The following is a 22,839-nucleotide window of genomic DNA, read 5'->3' as shown; positions in this document are numbered from 1 at the left end:
GATTACGGGGATTGATCTAAAAAATTCAAGTATATCAGCTCAAGCGTGTTAGCTTAAGGAACATAAATGACCTCAACACCATCTTCGTCGTCATCGTCAAAATCAGCATCGTCGTCGCTTAAATCTACACCTTCGCGAGCCGCTTTACGAGCCGCACGATAGGCTTCACGCTGCGCCTCAGTATTTAGACGTACTTCTACTTCTAAGCGCTCAAAACGGGTTCTTTGTGCTTCAGCGAAGATAGGATCTTCTAGTTCACGCTCACGCTCTAGTTCAATCTCATTCATTAAATGATATTTAACTGCATCCGTCCCTTCACCCATTAAGGTTGACGTGCGAAATACATCGCCTGTCCAATCAAGCTCGGCGACAATATGAGTACAAAGCTCATCTAACTCTTCGTCAGGCACCTGATCAATTTTGTTTAATATCAAAATCTGGGGCAAGTTGGATAACTCAGGCGAAAAACGCTCAAGTTCATTCAAGATAACACGAGCGTTGGCTACCGGATCGCTGCCATCAATTGGCTTTACATCAACCACATGTAACAGACGACGAGTACGAGCCACATGTTTTAAGAAACGAATGCCAAGTCCAGCACCTTCTGAAGCACCTTCGATCAAACCTGGAATATCTGCCATCACAAATGAGCGATGACGACCGATATCAACCACACCTAGATTCGGAACGAGGGTGGTAAACGGATAGTCAGCAACTTTTGGTCTAGCAGCAGAGACTTGACGAATAAAGGTAGATTTACCAGCATTAGGCAAACCAATCAAGCCAACATCAGCCACAACTTTTAGCTCAAATTTAAGAACTTTTAACTCACCTTCAAAACCAGACGTCGATTTACGCGGTGCTTGGTTGGTAGAGCTCTTAAAATGGGTATTGCCCAAACCACCATCACCACCTTTGGCAATCAGTAACGTCTGACCAAGTTCAATCAAGTCACCCAACACTTCGTCAGTTTCGGTATCAACTACCGTGGTACCGATAGGTACTGGTAAAAACAAATCATCAGAGCCCTTGCCTGAACAGTTTCTACTGTGGCCATTCTCTGCGCGCATAGCATCGTGACGACGGGTATAACGATAGTCCACTAGGGTGTTGGTGTTATCCTCTGCAATGACGTAAATATCTCCGCCCTTGCCACCATCTCCACCATCAGGTCCACCACGTGGGACATACTTTTCTCGGCGAAAACTGGCGATTCCGTTACCACCGTCACCTGCTTTTACCGTTACGACGGCTTCATCAATAAATCGCATCTTACGTTCCTTTATTTACACTCTAGTTTATAGACTCAATAGCAGTCATATACTGCTTCTTTTGCCTATAGGTATCTTTTAAAAAATAGGAGACTTACGTCTATGTTGCTATATATCATTATATCATTGCTTTATTTATGACAATAACACCCGATAACCAATTGGACTATCGGGTGCGGTATATATTAACTTAAAAAATCACATCTATTTGTCCATGCTAAAAGTGACTATTAAAGTACTTTCTTATAAAGAGTACCTCAATATTAAAAACTCACTACTGCTGTACAAATGTATTAAGCTGGAATCTGTGTATAACTGATGCCTGCCATTTGTGTGGCTAAACGTAATACTTGCGTACTATAGCCAACTTCATTGTCATACCAGATATACACGATAGCATGATTGTCGGTCAAAATAGTCGCTTGGGCATCAACGATACCAACGTGGGTATCACCAACAAAATCCGTCGATACCGCTTCGGTAGAATCTGTGTTTGCCACTGACTGCTATTAGATACTTTACGCATGAATTCATTTAACGCATCAGCATTTTCTGGAGCTGTTTTAAGATTCAAGTTTAAAATCGCTAAGCTGACGTTTGGCGTTGGTACACGGATGGCATTACCCGTTAGTTTACCACTAAGCTCTGGCAGCGCTTTACCAACCGCTTTAGCCGCACCCGTACTGGTAATAACCATATTCAATACAGCACTACGACCACGGCGATCCGCTTTATGATAATTATCAATCAAGTTCTGATCGTTAGTGAATGAGTGAATCGTTTCAACGTGACCGTTTTCGATACCGTATTCATCGTTCAATACTTTTAACGTTGGGGTAATTGCGTTGGTGGTACAGCTCGCCGCACTGACGATGGTATCTTCACCGACTGTATCGTTATTTACACCATAAACAACGTTTTTAATCTCACCGCCAGCTGGGGCTGTTAATAGGACTTTTTTCACACCAGTCGATTGCAAATGCTTGCCAAGACCCGCTTCATCTTTCCAAATGCCCGTATTGTCAATCACTAACGCATCATTAATACCGTAAGCCGTATAATCAATCTCGCTTGGATCTTTAGCGTAGATAACCTGAACAAAGCGACCATTGATAATCAAGCCGTTGTTTTCATCATCAACCACCACGCCACCAGCAAAGCTACCATGAATCGAATCACGCTCTAGCAATGAGGCGCGCTTGGCCAAATCGCCAGATGCCGCAGGACGTACAACAATGGCTTTTAACTGCATACCTTTAGCACTTGACGCTTGTGATAATAGCAGGCGAGTTAAAATACGACCGATACGACCAAAACCATATAGCACTACATCAGTCGCCAGATTAACCGTAGTGTCATCACTATTAACGGCTTGAAGTGCTGCTTGTAAATCACTGTCATTAGCGATTAATTGACCAACATCAACCTGTGCAGACTGAAGCTTATCATTGGCCGCTAGCGCTTTAACCATGGCTAAAGTGTCAGCGATATCAATAGATTTAGCGTCTTGGTTACGCAAGGCTACTTTTTGATGCAATGCCAATATTTGACCAACTGACGTCGTATTTAACGTGTCACCGAACAAGGTCACTTGTACGTCTTGCTCATTATAGAGCTTATTCAATAGCCCCATCAGCTCAATCGCTTGTTGCTCTTGATTGTTGTAGTTGCTTAAGTGGTCTTGATGTAATTGGCGTAAGGTATCAGCGTTGCTCACGAGAAACATCCTTATGGTCAGTAATGTGTGATCAGTAAATGATAGAGAATACAGATTAGATAGATTATGTGTGGTCTACGCAATCACTCTAGTATGGCAACCGCACGATATCGGTGTCAGTTATTGATATAGAGTATTGAGATCGCCTAGATTTTAGCCTAAAACGGCCTATTTTGCCAGTGATAACCGATCTGCTAGCGCTTATAAAGCATTTTATTGAATTATGCAGGTTATTATGAAAATAAAGGCAGCCAATTATGCTGCCTTTTTGTTTATTATTGCCAGTATCAAATAGTGGATGATAAAGCGACACTACGATTTAACACAGTATCTAGTAAGTGATGCTCGTTATGGAACGAGGCTAACTGTTTGATCGGTCTGCGAGGTTAACTTAAATTCTTTTAAGTCATAGCCTTGCTGTTGAGCGATTTGACGATATTTGGCATAGGTTTCTTGAGTGACGTTTGGCGAACGCGCCAATAACCATAAATATTTTTTATCAGGTGTTCCTACTAAAGCAGTCTTGTAATCAGCATCACGTGCTAGTACCCAATAGTCGGCACGACCAACTGGCAACCAACGAATCCACGATGGTAAAAATGTGACCTTTAACTTACTGCCTGACTCATCAACAGGCTTAGCGATACCCTCAGAAGTAATACCAGAACCGTCTTTCTGTACGCATTTATTAGTGACTATGATACCTGAACCATCGGTTTTTTCCGTATAATTGGCGGTGACATTACTGGCACAATTGCGCTGAAAATACATGGGCAAACGACCTATCTCATACCATGTCCCTGCATACCTTTTTAGATCAACGCTATCCACTGTGGTCGGTGTGCTTGCAGACTTATGAATGATGGCGCTTGGCTTGATTGACAGTGTCTCTGTAGTGGTTCTATCAGTAGTGGCGTTAGCAGTCATGTCAGCGGTAGCATTAACCGGTGGCATCGCTGCATACGCTGAGAATGCAGCTAATGGTATGGATAATAGCTAGGGCTATACCCGTATGCTTGATAAGTCCATTCATAAATATACGCTCCGGTATTTCTTTGTATGATGAGTAAGTAGAGGTTGATGATGAATCAGTATTTTGCGTTGAATGGTGGTTCTGTCCAGATTCTTTTTGCACAAGAGAATTTATTGAACCATTTATCTTATCCCCTAAAAAATCTGATATTAACGGTTCTTTTTCGCTCAACTCTCGTGACCATTTATAATCGTTAGTGCAGTGACCACTATCCTTGGTACAGTAATCACTAGCGAAATTACTGCTTTCGCTATGTTTTGAATCGCCGTCTTTGTTATTGTTGCTGTTAGTCATAGTAGACTCTTTTGCCCGTAGTGGGCTCTTGTCGGCGCTTTTATATCCAAAATAGTGATCTTGCGAAGACGTTTTTTTTGCCAAATGGGCAGAATATTGGTCATTTAGATTATCATGGTTGTAGCTAGCATCGTTGCTGGCGTGACCTGTCTGCCGTGTACTATCCTCATTCAGATGATAGTGGCGCGACTGGGTAGTCTGCTTAGATTGAGAACCAGCTTCCTTTGTATCAGACCATGCTGATTGAGGTAACTTATTGGTTTTCATAGAGGTACCATTATTGATAGTGACTGTTAACTATTCTTCTTATATGCCCTATATGTACTCTCATCTTCTGTGCGTCTTCAACTTTTAAAAATATATTGAATGTAAAAGCTGGCGCTGCAAAAACCAAATATTATGAGAGGGCTTAAGAGGTATATTGATAAGCAATTTGCTTATAAGAATATAGAGTAAGTACTCTTTGTTTAGGTGATATATATTAATGGCAGTTCGACTATTAAAACAGTGTCGCAATGTAGGAAAAAGCAACGGTTTGTAAGTAACTATGCGTTTATGCAGTAGAATAAATACCGAATAAACACATAGTTACTGATTGGATAAATATATTAAAAATCAATTATTTGCCCTGATAGATGCCAATTAATGGCAATTCTGGTTCAGAACTGGTCAGCATTGGTGCCAACACTTCCTCTATGAGGTTTTTACTATTCAAAGAACTGTCGAATACCAGCAACACTGATACCACCATGCTCTAATACTTGATGAATCATCACAGGTGATAAACCACCCAAACCGATAATCGGTATGTCAGCCAATTGTGCCAATGCTGACCATGATTCCCAACCAAGTGGCACAGTATCAGGATGTGTATGGGTGACTAGTACAGGAGACAAAAAGGCGCCAATGACGGGCGGTAATTGCTGTTGTAACCGAGCATGAGCCAGTTTATTGGCAGCATCAATACTGGCGGCATCATGACAACTGACTATTAACGGATAATTTTTAGACAGCACTCTATCTTGTGTATCCTCCGACCATTGCAACAATTCGGTATGAGACAGCTGATTGGCAACGATTGAATTGGCAGTGGTTGTATCTTTCATTGCTAGCGGCGCTTCAATGGTTAAGGTCTGTCCATTGACATCACAAGGGACAATCGCCTTAATATCTGGACGCATATGCATCAACTGCGCTGCTATACTTGCTGAGCCAGCTGCCTTTATTCGAATATATACCCAAGCATTGGCTGTTAGCTTGTTTTGATGAAAAGTCAGCCATGCGGCCACTGGATCAGGTGAGGCATCAAAATGCGTCAATGGATAGGTAATTGCTATCGTTGTTGGCACACTCAGCCATTCGAGAATCGTCTGGTTAGCAGCGGGTAAATGATACTTTCCTGCTAATAAATCTGCCTTATTTACCCACGTTAGCGCCTGACCTTCTAGCCCATATTGGCGATGCTTATGCTGCTCATACTGCTGCGCGGTCAGCTCAACCTTATAAATCTGTAAACTGACCTGCTTATCACCATAATCATGATGCAGACGTCCAAGCTTGACCATCGTATTGTCACAAATTTCAATGCCTGTCTCTTCAGCGACTTCCCGAATTAATGCCTGCTCGGCGTTTTCATTGGTTTCTATTTTGCCACCTACAAATTCATAGCGGTTGCCTTGATGCTGGGCGGCATTTCTAAATCCAAGTAAATATTGGGCTTTATGATGAATGACCGCAACTGCCACGTTTACGATAAGTACTTTTTCGCTATTAAATGAGCTATCAACGTGGTTGTCTGCTTCATTTGGCATCGGCGTCTCCTTTATTACTGTTTTTTTAAAGTGCGATTTAGATAGATTTATACCTTCAAAAAACCAAGTCAATTTAAAACCAACCTATTGATTTATAATAACAATTTGCTAATTTTTATTTATTTAAATCTCATTTACAAAAATTGCTTTAGATAAGTTTACACAATGACTGCATTTTATTTTATCAATTACCTTGCAAAATCCTTCAATGTAAATGATAATTATTATCGTTAAAGATAGTTACTGTATCGCCACTACTATTCAGCCATTTTTTATCAAAAGGAATTTACTATGAGCATGGTTATCTCTCGTTACTTGAATTGCCGTGAAAACCGTTTACCAACTTTACAATCACAACACTTATTTGCACTCACTAAAGAAGTGCGTATCGAGCATGAGGGTGAAGAGTATCGATTACGTTTGACACGTAATAATCGCTTAATTCTGACTAAATAGATTAATATCATTCATCATCAATATTAGGGCGTGTCCTCATTCTAAAAATGGTGATAAAAATGAGATAAATTGCCGTCAAACAAGGAAAATAGCGCCGATAATATCGAGATATTAGTCAACTATTTGACGCCGTTTGGCAAGATTTAGCCATTTTTAACCCATTTAGATAACTATCGATTGAATTGAGGACACGCCCTAGCCTACCTATAAAAAAACGCCTTCATTCAAAGGCGTTTTTTATTGCATAAAACGATGCGATTTAGAACTGCCAACTGTAAACCACATCCACCGCGTTTTCTGCCGCTGAGGTTGCCTCTACATAAATACGTCGAGTTAACTGATAACGAATAGATAAGCTATTTTGAGCATTAAACACCCCTACTCCGTAGCGTATATACAAGTCAGGCGTCACGTAACCGGTGACGTTGACGTTGGTGTCTTCACTACTGCCTGAGGCATCAACGGTCAAGCTCTGAAAACCAAAAATCTGACCGATTTGATTGGTTAGATTGCGCGTGCCACTCAATCCAAAGCTTAAGCCCGCGGCGGCTAGGTTATTCGTCACTTGCGATTTAAAGCCTTGCTCACTGATTTGGGTGGCGCCCTTGTTATTAATTCGACCTGTCACCAAAGCATTCATTGCCTGCTGCTGGGTCAAACCTGCATTATTAAAGACAATAATATTGGGGCTTTCTGTATTGCCTTTGACACGCACACCTACCGTTTTGCCACTGATCGTTTTAACCGCCTCAATACTGAGGTTAGGTTTCATCACATCACCGTTAAAGCGCACTTGTCCGTAGTTAAGCTCTAGATTCTGACCAAAAGCATTGATATTGGTACGACGTGATACTTGCACCACCCCTTTTGCACGCATAACACCCGTGCCATTTTGAGTGATATTAATCGCACCAGCTAAAGGAATAACAGCACCAAAACCACGGAAGTTGATATCATCACCCAAGTCGACACCGATATCCGCATTGATTGACCAAGGTTTCGATATTGCCAATACCTCGTCAATATTGCCAATGAGACGACGATCAAGAACCACAGCATCCTCGGTTTGAGTAATGATATCTTCGCTGGCTTCTGGCGGACGAATGGTCGCTGACGGTACGCTGACCGCTCCCTTAATATCGACATAACGATCGCCTGGACGCACGATGATATCAATATCAGGGTTGATTTCTGCCACTAACAATGGTGGCTGGGTAATCACCAAACGCTCGCCGCTGACGCTAAGCTTGGCTTGGAGTTTTTGTTGCCAATTAACTGTCCCAGTCAAAACCCCTTTACCCGTACCACTGCTAAAGGTTCCATCAATAGTCGCTTGCGTGCCACGAATTTTGGCGTCAGTATTTACATTGGTTAAATTAATGGGCAAATCAAGCATCGCAATACGGCCATTAGCAAGTTTCACATCGCCATAGAATTGCGGCTTATCTAATGTACCGCCCAATCCTCCTGCCATCGTGACATTGCCCTCTAGCACTCGCATACCTGGGAAGAAAGGCTTGAATATCGCAAGGTTAAGCTCATTCAATACCAAAGCACCCGAAATTGGCTTAGGCGTCTTATAAGGATCAACGACCACTTCAGCATAGCCACGCGCACCGCCACCAGTGTTAATATCGGTACGTAGTTTGATGCCCTCAGGGACGGACAATGCAATTAGTGAGACCCGCTTATAAGGCAGAGTGACGGGTAAACTATCACCATCTTGAATCAAGCCAATTTTGCCGTTGTCCGAATACAGTGTGGTATTAATCGTCGGTGGACGACCACGTTGCCAGCCAACAATCGCCTTACCATTAATTTTGCCATGCCAGTCAATATCTTTGGGTAAAAAGACCGAGAGTAATGACGTATCTAGATTTTGCAAGGCGATATTCACCTCACCTTTATCAGGTGACGCGATTAAGTTTTCACGTAAGCATACCTTGCCCGTTTGATCGGTGGCTTGCCAGCAGTGCGCTGCCAACTGTACTTTTAAATCGTTATTATTGCCATTTTGATTGTTGGGTAAATTAACAATTAACTGCGCTGGCTGTAACTGATTTAAGGTCGCATATTTGGATTGAACACGGCCCTTACCGATGACGCCAGACCAGCTCAGTTTATCCCGATTGAAGCCGCCTTTAAGCCTTGCGCCAATCGTAAGCTGCTCATTGGCAACGTCAAGATTGACCACATGCGCCTGCTCAGTACCATTAAATGTTGCTTTAACGCTTTTAAAACTCTGTCCAGCTGCATCTAAACCTTCAGCGGTGATAATAAGCTGACTTGGGCTGTTTGCTAAATTGACCAGCTTACCGCGCACGCGACCTTGGCGCAAAATAAAGCCCGGCAGTGCAATTCGCTCACCGACTAAATCGATATAAATGGTTGGCAGCGCTTGTCCTACTGGCTGTGATAAGGTCGCACCGCCAGTGACTTTGCCAGCCAATTTATCTGACAACTGATCCAGACTGGTGATGTTAATTTTGGTTTGTAATTGCTTAGCATTGCCATTAGCAGTAACATAATTATCACCCCAACGTAGCACTAAATTATCCGCGTTTAAGCTGTCTATCAAGGCATTTACTTGCTTATATTGCGCCTGTGCATCTTGCGTTTGTAGGCGCTTGAAATAGCTTGCCAAATCTTTTGGCAGACGCATCTTCGCCGCTAAGCTACCCTTGGCACTAAGCGGTTGACCCTTTAGCATACCTCTTAAATCAATTTTTTTGATATTAATGATTTGCTGCGAATCACTCCAGCGCCCATCCGTATCGATAGTGCCGGTGATAAGGCTTGGAGTATCTTTGAGGAAATAACCAATATTAAAACGATCCATCACTGCGTCAATATCCCACGCAATGCCTTGACGTACATCAACCGTCCCTTTGGCATCAATACTGCCTGCCGCGCCCACATGACGGAAACGCTTGATACGAATCAGCTGGTCATCGCCACTGGCATCAATGGTCAGCTTGCCCGCTGGCAGTTGCTCAGCATCTAGTACTCCATCGAAATTCACCGCAAAACGTTGCAGTTTGCCTGCGGCATTTTTACTATTCTTAGGCGCAGTTTGCCACTCGCCACTGGTTTTCAAATCACCAGTAATAATCGCTGGATTATTGGGCAAGAAATAACCCAAATTAAACTTGTCGAAGCGACCATCTATCGTCCAGCCGATATTTTTACGCAAATCGATGACGCCCTTGGCGTTCACTGCGCCCGCTTCACCGTTGTAATTGAGCTTACGAATACTGATAAACTTTGGCGTGCCAGCCGCATCAATAGATAGGCGTCCTTTTGGTACATCTGCAGTATCGACTTGCCCATTGAAGCGCGCATCGAACATAGACAGCTCGCCACCAACGATATCGATTTTGGCATCACCCGCACCCGTTATACCAATAGCACGGCCATCTTGAGTCGCATCAAGTTGCACCTGCAAGTCGGTATCGTTTAAGGTAATAATATGACGCTGACCACTAACGCCACCTTTAGTAATAGTCAATAAACGACCACGCGCGCTGACACTACCTGTTAGGCGCTCAAGCGGCAAATCACTGCGATACTGTTTGGGTAATAATCCATTGGTACGCGCATCTATCTGCCATGTGAGCGGACGCTTTTTATTTGCCAATTGAATCTGTCCAGTACCTGATAAGTCGCCCACGACTCCTTTATAGTTCAGGCGATTGATGTCGATGACATCCCCAGCTTTGCGCACGCGCACGTCATAGTTGCCTTTAGGAGCGGCATTCAATTCATTAATGACTGCATTGGCATCTACTGATAACCGTGAGCCACGAATGATGACATCCGCCTGTCCACGCGGACTATCAATATTACCGATATTAGGCACATCGCGGCGGATTAGGTTTTGCCATTTGGCATCGATATACCAAGGCGCTACCTGTGTCGACTTCGCTGACGTTTTGCCTTGGACGATATTAGCATTCACATGCTCGCCATCACGTTGACGCAAATCTGCATCAAGCTCTATGTTACCAGTACTGTTTTGCTGCTGATAATGTAATGACAGTCGACCATTCAGCTTTTGCGGTGCATATGCTTTGAAATCAGCATAGTCATTAGGAATAACGCGGCGAATATCAAAATTGCTACCTGTCGCTCGCACTTTTACATCAAAACTGTCTTGCCAATCTAAAATACCTTGCAGAATTAAATTTCCAGCTGGCACCTGAGCATCTAAGCGATCAATACGCATCTGACTATTTGCAATAACGGCGCGACCTTGATAGTGACCAGACGGAATGTCTTTAGCCGTCAGCTCAGTATTGATACGCAGACGTATTTCAGAGATAACCCCTGTCGCGGTAGCAGTACCACTTTTCAAACGAATTTTTTGGCTTTCCGCATAAGGGATCAAAATATCATCCCATTGCAATTTTGCCTGAAACGGCGAATCCTGATCCAAACCTTGGACAACAAAATCACCGCTCACATCGCTGTCATTGTAGCGACTATGAACCTTACCAACCGTACGTTTTAGCGTCCCTGTTGCTGTGATATTCAATGGGTCAACATAGGCTTTTTCTAGCGCACTGACTTCTGCAATCGCGCTTAAATCTAGCGGATAGTCGCCTTGTAAATCAATTTCACCTTGTAAGGCACTGATTTTGACGATATCAGCATATTGTAAATCGCCGCGACCAACCGTTACCATGCTACCGACCCATGTCAAATCACGGGCAACAATATCCTGCACAACGATTGGCTCTTTGGTCACTTGTTTATAAGTAATATTTTTTATTTTAGCGTGATCAAAGCGTAAGTTCACTGGTAGCTGTAACGTTTTATAATCGAACGGCTCACCCGTTGGTGGCTTGTTATTGATAATCTCAATGGTTTGTATGTCTGCATCACGCAGATGCACTTCTTTGGCAAATATGGCACGCCAGCCTATCTTGACGTAGGCTTTATCAACCAATACTTCAAGGTCTTCAGTCGCCTTGATATCAATATCAGTGACCCAGATACCATCACGTAAATTACCGCGACCATATTTAAAATCAATGCCCGTCTCAGCACTGACTTTCTCTAATATAAACTTCGTACCCGACTCTGTGCCCATTGCGTAAAAAAACACGGCAAACATGATGGCCAGCACAATTAAAATAAGCACCAGTAATTTGAGCAAAAATGACAGCGGATACCAACGTCTGACGGCACGAGCATCGCGCTGTGCTGGATCTTCATCTGGGGCATTATTAGGCGGGGTATTTTTTGTCAGCATGACACTCAACTACGTTAAAGAATGGTCACCGGCAATCGGCACGATAAATAAGGAATACAACGGATATTGCTAATAGCGCGTGTTGAACCTGTCTCTATGTCACTAACGGAGACGACTTAATAATGTTCAATACGCGCTAAATGATGTCACTACTGGATTGCATGGCTATAAAGGCGAGCCAATAAAGAAATGCAGTCTAACGGGTATGCTTTCTTCTGTCACCCCAGCCGCCACATCAACTCTTACCACACCGACTGGCGATGCCCAGCGGATACCAACACCGACGCCGACCTTTGTCTCAGTCTCGAAGTTTTTATCGTAAGCATTACCCACATCAGTGAAGAATGCCCCGCGGAATCCTGGTTTAAATTCATAATTATACTCTGCACTACCAACCGCAAGCACTTGCCCACCAGTCAAATAGCCTTTGTCGAGCGGTGACAAGCTCTCATAGTCATAACCACGAATACTTTGATCGCCACCCGCAAAGAAGCGTAATTTATAAGGCACATCATAAAAATCATCTGCCCAGATGTAGCCCGTATTCAGACTGCCCAGCACTTGATGCTTTTGCTCATCGCCAAAACTATAAATGCCGCTGACACCCGCGCGAATGATTGCCATATTAGTGTCGCTAAGGGCTTTATCAGCCCCTGCTTCAAGCGAGTAATACTGACGCATACCGCGAGTCGGATTGGTCACGCTGTCTACATCGGTTTTGTTCATACCATAACCAAATAGCAGCGCTTGCTGCTTAGGCTTAGAGGAAGTAAAGCGAATAGGTAGATCGTCCAACTCTGTTTCATCGACCCCAGTCTCTAGCTCATCTAAACGGTAATTCACAGAGTAGCTGCGATTCCAGCCACTATCACGGCGAATATTACGCGCCAATGCTGCTTTTAGCGTCGTAGTAGACAAGTCGAAGTTGCCTTCACCTTGGTCGATGACCTCTTCTTCATAGGTAAGACGCGCATCTAATTTATCGTTAAGTGGATGTTTCCAAGGTCGACTGGCATAAACAGCGACGTTTTTAGTAATTCTGGAAACTTCGGTCTCTGCACCAGCTTGATAGCCTTTACGATTGAGCAAATTATAGTCTATTTTTGCCGTCGCTCGCACGCCCGTATCTGTGCCGTAACCAAGACCTACTTGGGCATCGCGTGGCTTACTTGAAGAGACAAAAACATACAACGGTACTTTTTTACTTTCTGCCACTTGTTGCGGTGTTTTTCGACCAGCCAACGTTGGTGGTACAAAGTTTTCATCAGTGATTAAGCTTTCTTCATCAGGGAATATTTTTTGCGCAATATTACTGATGCCGTCGCTTATCTTACCCAAAAGATTGTCCGCCTCTTGGTCTTTTTCATCCAATACACGGTCATTTGGTAAGCGGCTCAAACGCTCTGCTTTTTGTTTGATAGCTTGTAGTTTATCAAGTGTTGCTGCATCAGCTTCAAAATCGATCGCCGCAATGTCGGCGGGATTGACTGTTTCACCGCTATTGGCAGTCGTATTGTCCTCACTCTCTGTGTTATTTTCATCACCGTCATCAGCGCTATTGTCTTGATTAACACGGCTACTATTAGAAGCAGCTGAGCTTTCAGCACCATTATTGCCCGCAATGTCTAAGGCGCCATCACTATTGATATCATCGTCGAGTGTGCCGCTATTATTGGTAGGCGTGTTATCAAAAGCCAAAGTACTGGCTTCACTGCGTTCATCTGGCGGCAATATCGACTCAACGTTGACCGTATTAAAATAACGAGTCGCTGATAAGTCATTGCTAAACTCGGTCACCGCTGGACGATAAAAAGGATCGCCGGGCTTAAAGTCGAACAACTGTTGTAATAGTGGCAACTCAACAGGTAGCTTGTCAGGATCTTGGGTTAAGGTGTTGGTTTCTTCATCGTATGTAAAAAACACAACGTCATCAAACTCATAACGATCACCAGTGTTGTAGACCAGCGATACATCTGCTGTATTATCTGGCAAGATAATATCGACGGATTTGTTGAGCCAATATTGATCAAAATAGCCATAAGTATTACTCAGCGACTCAAGGGCCGCCTTGCTATCTTTATAAACACGGTGATTGAAGATATCGCCTACTTGTGGCGGCAAGTCTTTTTCAAGTGCTATATATTCTGGTTGTTCACTGCCTTCACCGCGAATCTCAACAATACGGCTGTCCACACGTACCGGCTCGCCCAGCTCTTCGATAATGACATCGATCGTGTCAGCATTGCGCTGACGTAGGCGTAACGTAATATCATAGTAACCCACTGCTTGAGCTGCCTCTAATGCTGTTTGGCGTAGGCGTGGCAAGGCGGCCGTAAAGTCGGTAACTGACTGAACTGTCGTATCATCAAGGGCAGCCTTGATGTTTTTCATGGGCTGAACGTCATTGTCCGCTTTGGTGAGCTTTGGCTTACCATTGACAGTACCTTCAGCGGTCGCCTGCCGTAGATAAATTGTGGTATCTACATGTGGTAATGCCATCACACCTGCATTGAATAAACGGTTATAAAGGCGTTTCACGATATTGCCTTTATTACGCGCCATTGGCTTGGGCTTACTCGCTTGTTCGATACTCTGGTTTATTCCCTGAGAGTCCGCTTGATAGTCTGGCAAGTAGTCATCAGGATTGATGATATCTGACGTTGTACCATCTTCATTGGTCTCATCACTGGCATTGGCGACAATCTCATTATCGAAAGTACCGGTTCCATCCACGCGTCCACTACTGACAGAGTCGCTAACATCGATCGGACGCGACATAACTTCAGCCGTCTGTGCGCGTTCAGCGGCGCTCTCATTCCTACCTAATGTCTCAAGATTGTTAGGAGCTGGCAGATTGGTCGCATCCAAATCCACATCTAAACCAATAGGCGGGGTTGTATCATCTAATGTAGCAATTGGCGCGTCAAAATCGCGATCGTTATTGCTGATATCATTATTATTGTTACTGTAATTGTTATTAACGTTGGTACTATTAATGTCAGTACTGCTATTAACGTCCGTACTATTAGTGATGTCATCAATATCTTGGGCATTCTGCATGTCCATCGCAGCCAGCTCACGATTAATCTCCTCGGGCGTCATCATCTGATAACCCTGCTGCTGTATGGCTGCGGCTTGTTGCAACAAGTCATCATTGGCGCTATTAGAAAGATCGAGCTGAGCATCATTTGCGCCAGCCATATTATCCATGGCATTTACCTGAGAATTGACCATACCCTGAGCATCTGGTTTTTTAGCGCTTTTATCTTGAGCATCAGACTTCTTAATGCCTAGGCTTTGTTCGCTGTACTCATCCAATACTGACTGATCGATAATGCCCTGCTCTACTGCCTTTTTTAGGCGCAATGCATCCAAAGCGATATCGAGCTGAGTATCATCATCTGACAGTGTGGTCGATTGAGTGCTGGTTGGTTGAATGTTTGATTGATCGACAGCTATTTGATTGCTCGTAGGTGGTTTAGGAGAACTGACATTATTTGTGGTATCAGCCAATGCAGCAGGTGCCATACCGAAACCCACTAGGCTGGTCGCTAGCGCAGTGAAAAGTGCTGAACGCGTAAAATGAATGCGCGGCGCATTACTATGAGTTGCCATAGCTGCTGTACGACGTGTTTTTTGAAAACGGTCACTCTGAGAATCTTGAATTTTAATATCCTCTCGAACATTATCCGTATCACACTGCATCATCGATACATTGCGCGCGAGCGTTGAAGGCTGGTGTTTCATGTGTATTTCCTATCACCTCACGCGGCACAATATTATGAACGATAACAATCGCCTAGTCTTACCGGTGAATAAACTTATAGCAGTTGGCTGAATTATGGTTTACTGTCTTGCTTTGGATAATGACCGTTTATAACGCAAACCTTGGTGTCAGATTAGCACCATGTTTTTATCAAAAAATAGACATGCGTGAGTGGTAGCAAGCCTTTGCCATTACTCACACCTCGCGACGCAACCATGCAAAATTTACAAATCATAACTTAGATAATTATGAAATCATAGCGTCGAGCGCATGTATTTTTACCAAAGCCTTGCTATTATACGGCTTAATATTGATAAAACCTATGCTATATTTCGATAAGTTTTTGATACTGTTAATAATTATATCGATAATTACTTTCACTTTAAAAGCGGTATTCAGCGCTTTTCTTTGATCTAGCAACCGCGACCCGTCTGTAGGAATTTTCATGGCCAATCAGTTTCAATTATTTAAGCACCGCCGTTTTAGCGCCATGTTTTTTACCCAGTTTTTGGGCGCGTTTAATGACAATATTTTTAAGCAAGCGCTCATACTGGTTTTGACTTACACCGCTGCGAGTCAGTTGGGCATGGAAGTCAGTATTTTGAATAACTTGGCCGCGATGTTGTTTATTTTGCCCTACTTTTTGTTTTCTGCACTGGCAGGACAAATCGCGGATAAATTCGAAAAATCAAAACTCACACGGTTGATTAAGCTGCTTGAGTTCGTAATTATGGTGATTGCGGCAGTAGGGTTCGTGTTTGAATGGTACGCATTGTTATTTGTTGCGTTGTTTCTCATGGGCACTCAATCTACTTTTTTCGGGCCTATTAAATACGCCTACTTACCACAAGCGATGAAAGAAGATGAATTGGTTGGTGCTAATGGTTTGTTTCAAATGGGGACATCGTTAGCGATCTTGCTCGGTATGATTATCGCGGGCGTTTTAACCCAGATAGCACAGCCGCTCTATTGGATAAGTGTTACAGTATTGGTCATCGCCGTCTTGGGTTATTTTGTCGCACGATTGATACCCCACATGCCAGCGATGCAGCCAAACCTAAAAATCAATTGGAACATTGTGACCACTAGTGTGGCGACGGTGCGCTACTTATATTCATTGCCTTTTTTGTTCTTTGTCATCCTTGGTAATAGTTGGTTTTGGTTTTATGGCGCGACGTTTTTGACCCAAACGCCAGAATTCAGCAAGGTCATCTTACATGGTGATGAATCAGTGGTTATTTTCCTATTAACCTTGTTTTCTGTTGGTGTGTCGATTGGCTCATTATTATGCAAATCATTAACCAAAAACCAAGTCAGCTTGCGTCTTTTGCCCTTTGGTATCGCGGGCTTAAGTATTTTTGCGATTGATTTGTATTTTTCGCTGTCAAGTCTCAACATCAATGTGAATAATGCGACTCTGTTTGGCATCAGTGAGTTGTTTGCGGTGAGTGGCAGCTGGCGCGTGTTTGCTGATTTATTTTTTTTGGGCTTTAGCGGCGGTTTATACATCGTACCATTATATGCATCTATGCAGGCCTATGCACCCAAGAGCCACCGCGCGCGCGTCGTTGGTGCCAACAATATCTTTAACGCGATATTTATGGTCACCTCAGCGATTTTCTCTATCGTGATTTTGAATGCTTTGGGATTCAATTTACCTCAGCTATTTTTAGTGACAGGACTCATAAACATTGCCTTCGGTGCCTTTTTATACAGTAAACTCAATAAACATATTAAAAATGCGGTCATCCAAACGCATGATGAAGTGGCTCCATAAGTAAGATTGACATGCTGCTATAGCAATCGGTGTGTTATCAAATGGATAATATTGGTGCTGATAATTTAGATTGTTTGCTATAGTAATACCTATGCGTTAATCACTATCATTATTTTAGAAAAACAGATGATGTTTTTAGAAGAACAGATAAGTTTAATTTTTTGATCGTATTTAAGCCATCAGGAGTGAATCATGGCCCTGCGTCCCTTATCCAAAGTCGACCAATTATTACTTGGGGTCGATAAGGCATTACGAGCTGTCGTACCACATTCAAACCCTAGCACTCGTCCACTACCAGTCAGCAGTGACGAGATTCCTGAGCTCACTATCACCGAGGCGCGACATGTCGCAGGATTGATGCGTATCAATCATACTGGTGAAGTATGCGCGCAAGGTCTGTATCATGGTCAAGCATTTGCCGCCAAAGACAACGGCGTCAAGCAAGCCATGCAGCAATCAGCCGAAGAAGAGGTCGATCATTTGGTCTGGTGCGAGACGCGATTAGACGAGCTTGGCAGTCATGCCAGTGTCTTTACGCCATTATGGTATGGCATGTCTTTCGGTCTTGGCGCAGTCGCGGGTGCCATCTCTAATGAATTTAGCTTGGGATTCGTCGCAGAGACAGAAGCTCAAGTCAGCGAACATTTACAAGACCATATCACCCAATTACCAGAGCACGATAAACGCTCAAAAGAGATACTGGCACAAATGGATATTGAAGAGTTGCATCATCGTGAGCTGGCATTAGCAAGTGGCGGCGCAGCGTTATCACCGCCTGTACGTCATACTATGCGCTGGATGGCCAATCGCATGAAAGCCACGGCATATCACTTGTAATTGCCATCTGTGATAGCAGGTTTTGAGCGATAGATTGTGATGGTAAGTTCGTTGTGATGGTAAGTGCAGTGCGCTTTATTATTGATATTGCTCTCATTTACCCTGCTGTCGCTGGCATAACGTACACGCTATCGCGTTACTATTAACAATCCTACTACTGATAGCGCTCAGTTGAATTTGTTAGGGTATTAAAAATTTGTATGATTTTGCCGCAAAGACATGAGCTAATAACCATTCAATTGCTAAATAACAACTAAATAAATTAAGGTAACGATTTTTATGAAAGCCATCAACCAATCGACTCTCTCTGCCCGTTCGTCTAGCAAGTCGCCTAAACTGGCAACTCTGACAGCACTGGCCACAGCTTGTGCCATGCTATTATCAGCGCCTGTCAATGCGGCTGAAACCAATGCGGCAACAGATGCTGCAAAGACCGATACTACTGCCACATCGGTGCCTAGCGCTATGGATTCTAGCAAACGTGTGATTCGCCTTGCTCGACCGACTGCGGCTAGTACAGCACAAGAGGGTACTCCATCCACTTTACCGACTGCGGCGGTGACAGCCAATACTCAACCAACTGACCTTCAAAGCAGTAGTGTTCCACAAAGCGCTCCTTTGCCAAATAATGCTCAGCCGTATCGTGCGCCAATGAGTACATTGCAACCACAAGATGTTGTACCAGCACCAAAAATACCTGAGTTCACTGGCACCACTCGAGTTTATGAGCCTGGTCCTTTGACCGCTACTGGTGTCGACCTGCGTAGTGGTCAGCTTGCCAATATACCAACGCCGCAAGTGCAATTGTCGGACGTAAGCTTTGTACCGACTGTGTTGATTCCTCAGCAAAACGGTAATAGCAACGATCAGCTAGACGTGAGCTTGCTTGATGACTTCATCGAAGACGTCTCACCAAATGCCCGTCATTACCCACCAAACTTCCCTAACCGCTCACAGCGCCATTATACGCGTGAAAAAATCAAAGTATTGGCTGAATGGATACAGCCTTATGCTGAATCACCAAATGCCTCTTATGATGTATTGATTCGTGCCGCTAAACTCAATGGCATGGGACGTAACTTAGATTTGGGATCAGACTATACGATACGCGGTGGAAAATATGTTGACCGTGCCATTAAACTGCAACCTGATAGCGGCGAAGCCAACTTCTTATACGGCATGATGTTGTCAGAAGGCGGCGGCTTCAAAGAAGGTCAAAAATACCTAGACCGCGCAGTGTCTCTTGGCTATACCGAAGCAGAGCAAAGCTTGGCACAGTCAGACTTATTAAGTGACCGCCGCGATAATGCACTAGAGCGCTTGCGTCGTCTTGAACAGAAAAACCCTAACAATGACATCATTCGTCAGCAAATCAAACTTATTGAAGAGGGTAAATTCTACATTTGGGATATACCTGCGCCTGACATCAATGTTAAGCCTAGTGCTTAACATTGATTAGGTGTTTAAATGTCATTAAGTGAATTTACCAAATACTATGATTGCTCCATAAGCTAGATTGACTCGACTAAGCCCCTGACTTTATATCGAAATTACTTCAATATAGAGTCAGGGGCTTTTTTATGTCTAACGAAACTCCATTGAACCCAACTTGCTGTCTACCTTATTTAAATGCGTGTTCGATTCGATTATCGAAGTTCAAACCGTATTTTTGAAATTTAAATAAAATAGTTTAATGCGAAAAGTTACGCTACACTTCTTCTTATAAATTACTGACTCAATCATGCTTTTACGACTAACTGGACTCACCTATGACTTTCGCTAGCCCTATCAAAAATATGGTGACGCATGCTAAGAAAACCCCATTTTCGATCACATCAGTCGCCTTGATAGCCGCGGTAGCATTATTACCTGCGTGCAGTACGGTATCAGTGAATAAGCAAGCGTCAGCGAAGACGATTACTGCGCAGCGCGGTAATATCGTCACCACCAAGAAACTAAGCAGTGATACGGCATCAGCGCTCTTATCGGCAGGGCTCAATGAGCAAGCCTGTATGCAGCAGTTTGATTTATGCCTCACTCAGCTTACTGACAGTATTTTGAATGAACACTACCGTCCTGCTTTGGCAGTTTTTGCAGAGTTACACTACGCAAAAGCGCGACAGCTTTCTGCCTCTCAGGACTGCCGCAATGCGCTGGCTCGCCCGCCACTTGATCCTTATTATGCCAACGCACCTTTAGAGGATACAGAAGCTAAAGTCCAGCAAGAAAACACCAATCGCTGTCTAACAGGTTATCAAGAGCGATTATTCGATGCTATCAAATCCAGTTATACCTATTTATTTTATGACAGTTTGACGCATGATTTTGAGGGCGCAGATCAAGATAAAAGCCCCTCTCAGGCACAGAATCGTATTCCGAATGACACCGATATTCAAACCCAAGACATCTATAATGCCGCCAGTAATGATGTGATAACCCAGCTTTATAGATCAACCAACGGCTCAAATAAATTGATGGGCGGCACCAAAGTAGATTATTTTCCCACATCCGCTAGCCATCTTAATGACAGTAACCAAGCCGCGATTGCCAATTACTCACCGCTCAAGGGCAAACCTACTGATCAAGTCAACGTCATGAAAATACAAATTGATGATTATGATCTTGGTGTTTATTTGCCTAATGAAAATAACTATTTGCAAAATGCACATAAGCAGACCTCTGCACTAGCAGACTTGGTTTCCACTTACGAGTTACGCCTCTCTGGGCTTAACTCAATCAGCAAACGTCCAGGCTTAGGTATCAGCTTGGTGGCCTCACTGGATGACCGCTATACCACCACGATTCGCCAATTATTAGTGTCATCATTGTCAGGTCGATTGGCCAATGAGAAAGATGGAGACACAGATGAGAGCAAGCCAAGTTCGCGTATCTACCCTACTGGACATTTGCTGCTAACAGGATTGATTGAACCAAGCGGCGATAGCGTATTGGATGTACTAAGCAGTCGCAAGCTCGATATTCATTTATACAACCCATACCAAAGCGAAAGCGTCAATATCCTTAATAGTGACTATCCACTGGCGGCTAACTTTTCTGCAGGTTATGGCTTGTGGCTGTCAGAGAACCAGCTAGATGGCGTCGGTTATCTCAATTTAATCACTCGCCAGCCAGAGGCCAGACTGCCCAAATTATTCATGCTTGAGCCTTATGATCCTAATAAGCGCGTCCTGATCATGCTGCATGGTTTGGCTTCTAGCCCTGCCACTTGGGTCAATTTAACCAACGATATTCTCAACGACGATAAGTTGCGTGATAACTATCAAGTGTGGCAGATATTCTATCCAACCAATTTGCCCATTTTAGAAAACCGTTATCAAATACAACAGTTAATCAACAGCACCTACCAGCAAACTGATCCTAAAGGACAAAATCGCGCCAGCAAAAACAGCGTGATTATCAGTCATAGTATGGGTGCCATTATCGCTCGCATGATGCTATCTGATGAAAACTTGGTCGATGACCTAGATAGACTAGACGATCAAAATGTGCTGTCTGACAGTGAAAAACGTAAGATTCGTGACGCACTTAAAGCATCATTTGGCGAAGATCAGCTAAAAGAACGCTTTGAGCTAAAAGCCTTACCACAAGTAGATACGGCTGTCTTTTTATCAGCGCCTTTTCGCGGAACTGACTATGCAGATCGCTGGTTCACTCGGGCACTACGCCGTATTGTCTATTTGCCAGTCGGTTTGGTAAAAACTGTCACGGACAACTTGGCAACCATTGCCACGCAAGGTGATTTGGCACAAAATCCTTTGGGTGCATTATATTTACAAAATGGTGCAAGTCAGCTGAGCGACAAATCCTCTTTTATACAGCTGACGAAAGACATCACCATCAATGATCGTGTTACCTATCACTCTATCATTGCCAATAATGATGCCGACATTACTAAAGGACTGGCGCAAATGCAGCCAGCTGGTGCAAAGGTTGATTTATCGCAAGCAGTAGAAGAAGACATTGAAAATGAAACAGTCGGTACCAGTAGCCCTTCTGATAGCTCAAAGCTCTCTGCCCAACCACTGGTTGCAGCCGTCACTGTCAATGAAGATATCAGCCAAGCGCTAACTGAACGTTTATCAGATGGTATTGTTCCTTATACCAGCGCTCATCTCGATGGCGCGGCTTCTGAGACGATCATCAGCGGTGGTCATAGCATTCAAACTAACCCGCAAACTATTTTGACATTACGCCAGATTCTACATAAACAATTGCAGGAATAATGATTGCTTGTGTCATATAGCACTGCACTGGTCTTTGCACTTTAAAATTAAGAGTAAAGCAGATGGCTTTGCAACTTTGTACTCTGTTGGATATTTGTGCCTATACTAGGACAAAAATAAAACATTACTGTTATTAAGGTGAACTTTATAACATCTTGTTTTGCCAAGCGATTAGTCTGATATATCTGGGTTTATCTCAGCAGTTTTTAATGACTATCAGGTATGCGACCAATCTGTTGCGCAGCTTGCGTGTGTATCGAGGGAAGCGCATAATATATTGACAGCACCTGACAGTAATGTATTAATTTATAGGGATATAAATTACTTAATTCAGCTAAACAGTCGTTAGCTTAGCCGCACTCTATCCCTAAGATTGCTC

General features: G+C 43.5%; 11 protein-coding genes and 1 pseudogene. 5 read left to right on the top strand and 7 right to left on the bottom strand.

What is annotated here, in order from left to right; all coding sequences use genetic code 11:
* Positions 1–53 precede the first annotated feature (53 nt).
* The 5 genes and pseudogenes from cgtA to JMW85_RS04790 form a co-directional block, all read right to left on the bottom strand.
* Complete coding sequence (cgtA, locus tag JMW85_RS04805) at positions 54–1,271, bottom strand: Obg family GTPase CgtA (protein ID WP_055124422.1); 1,218 nt, start codon at positions 1,269–1,271, stop codon at positions 54–56.
* 293 nt (positions 1,272–1,564) lie between these two features.
* A pseudogene (locus tag JMW85_RS04800) lies at positions 1,565–2,997 on the bottom strand (glyceraldehyde-3-phosphate dehydrogenase).
* A gap of 339 nt (positions 2,998–3,336) precedes the next feature.
* Complete coding sequence (locus JMW85_RS14180) at positions 3,337–3,942, bottom strand: lipocalin family protein (protein ID WP_227681670.1); 606 nt, start codon at positions 3,940–3,942, stop codon at positions 3,337–3,339.
* Positions 3,929–4,582, bottom strand: coding sequence for a hypothetical protein (locus JMW85_RS14175; protein ID WP_227681669.1), 654 nt, complete (start codon positions 4,580–4,582; stop codon positions 3,929–3,931). Before JMW85_RS14175 ends, JMW85_RS14180 begins: the two co-directional genes overlap by 14 nt.
* Before the next feature lie 440 nt (positions 4,583–5,022).
* Positions 5,023–6,126: an NUDIX domain-containing protein gene (locus tag JMW85_RS04790; RefSeq protein ID WP_087814605.1), complete on the bottom strand. Its 1,104-nt coding sequence runs from the start codon at positions 6,124–6,126 to the stop codon at positions 5,023–5,025.
* A gap of 297 nt (positions 6,127–6,423) precedes the next feature.
* On the opposite strand from JMW85_RS04790, the gene hemP reads away from it, so the two are divergent.
* Positions 6,424–6,582: a hemin uptake protein HemP gene (hemP, locus tag JMW85_RS04785; RefSeq protein ID WP_227672156.1), complete on the top strand. Its 159-nt coding sequence runs from the start codon at positions 6,424–6,426 to the stop codon at positions 6,580–6,582.
* A 259-nt stretch (positions 6,583–6,841) separates the two neighbouring features.
* Here hemP and JMW85_RS04780 read toward each other — a convergent pair whose 3' ends face one another.
* Together JMW85_RS04780 and JMW85_RS04775 are read right to left on the bottom strand one after the other, a co-directional pair.
* Positions 6,842–11,836, bottom strand: a complete 4,995-nt coding sequence (locus JMW85_RS04780) for a translocation/assembly module TamB domain-containing protein (protein ID WP_201581100.1) — start codon at positions 11,834–11,836, stop codon at positions 6,842–6,844.
* 165 nt (positions 11,837–12,001) lie between these two features.
* On the bottom strand, positions 12,002–15,583 hold the full coding sequence (locus tag JMW85_RS04775) for an autotransporter assembly complex protein TamA (RefSeq protein WP_201581099.1): 3,582 nt from the start codon (positions 15,581–15,583) through the stop codon (positions 12,002–12,004).
* A gap of 464 nt (positions 15,584–16,047) precedes the next feature.
* On the opposite strand from JMW85_RS04775, the gene JMW85_RS04770 reads away from it, so the two are divergent.
* From JMW85_RS04770 to JMW85_RS04755, 4 genes are all read left to right on the top strand, one after another.
* Entirely contained in the window at positions 16,048–17,379 is a 1,332-nt protein-coding gene (locus JMW85_RS04770) for an MFS transporter (protein WP_055124429.1), read from the top strand.
* 198 nt (positions 17,380–17,577) lie between these two features.
* The gene (gene coq7, locus JMW85_RS04765) at positions 17,578–18,216 is read left to right on the top strand and encodes a 2-polyprenyl-3-methyl-6-methoxy-1,4-benzoquinone monooxygenase (RefSeq protein ID WP_201539625.1); all 639 of its coding nucleotides are present in this window, start codon (positions 17,578–17,580) and stop codon (positions 18,214–18,216) included.
* Between the two features lie 279 nt (positions 18,217–18,495).
* Positions 18,496–19,665: a hypothetical protein gene (locus JMW85_RS04760; RefSeq protein WP_055124431.1), complete on the top strand. Its 1,170-nt coding sequence runs from the start codon at positions 18,496–18,498 to the stop codon at positions 19,663–19,665.
* A 320-nt stretch (positions 19,666–19,985) separates the two neighbouring features.
* A complete protein-coding gene (locus tag JMW85_RS04755) occupies positions 19,986–22,460 on the top strand; it encodes an esterase/lipase family protein (RefSeq protein ID WP_201581098.1) in 2,475 nt (824 codons plus the stop codon).
* Positions 22,461–22,839: the final 379 nt, after the last annotated feature.

It is taken from the genome of Psychrobacter glacincola (genome assembly GCF_904846075.1).
In the GTDB taxonomy this organism is placed as follows: domain Bacteria; phylum Pseudomonadota; class Gammaproteobacteria; order Pseudomonadales; family Moraxellaceae; genus Psychrobacter; species Psychrobacter glacincola_C.
The sequence above is the reverse complement of the archived record's forward strand: the minus strand, read 5'-3'. Positions and strand labels throughout refer to the sequence as shown.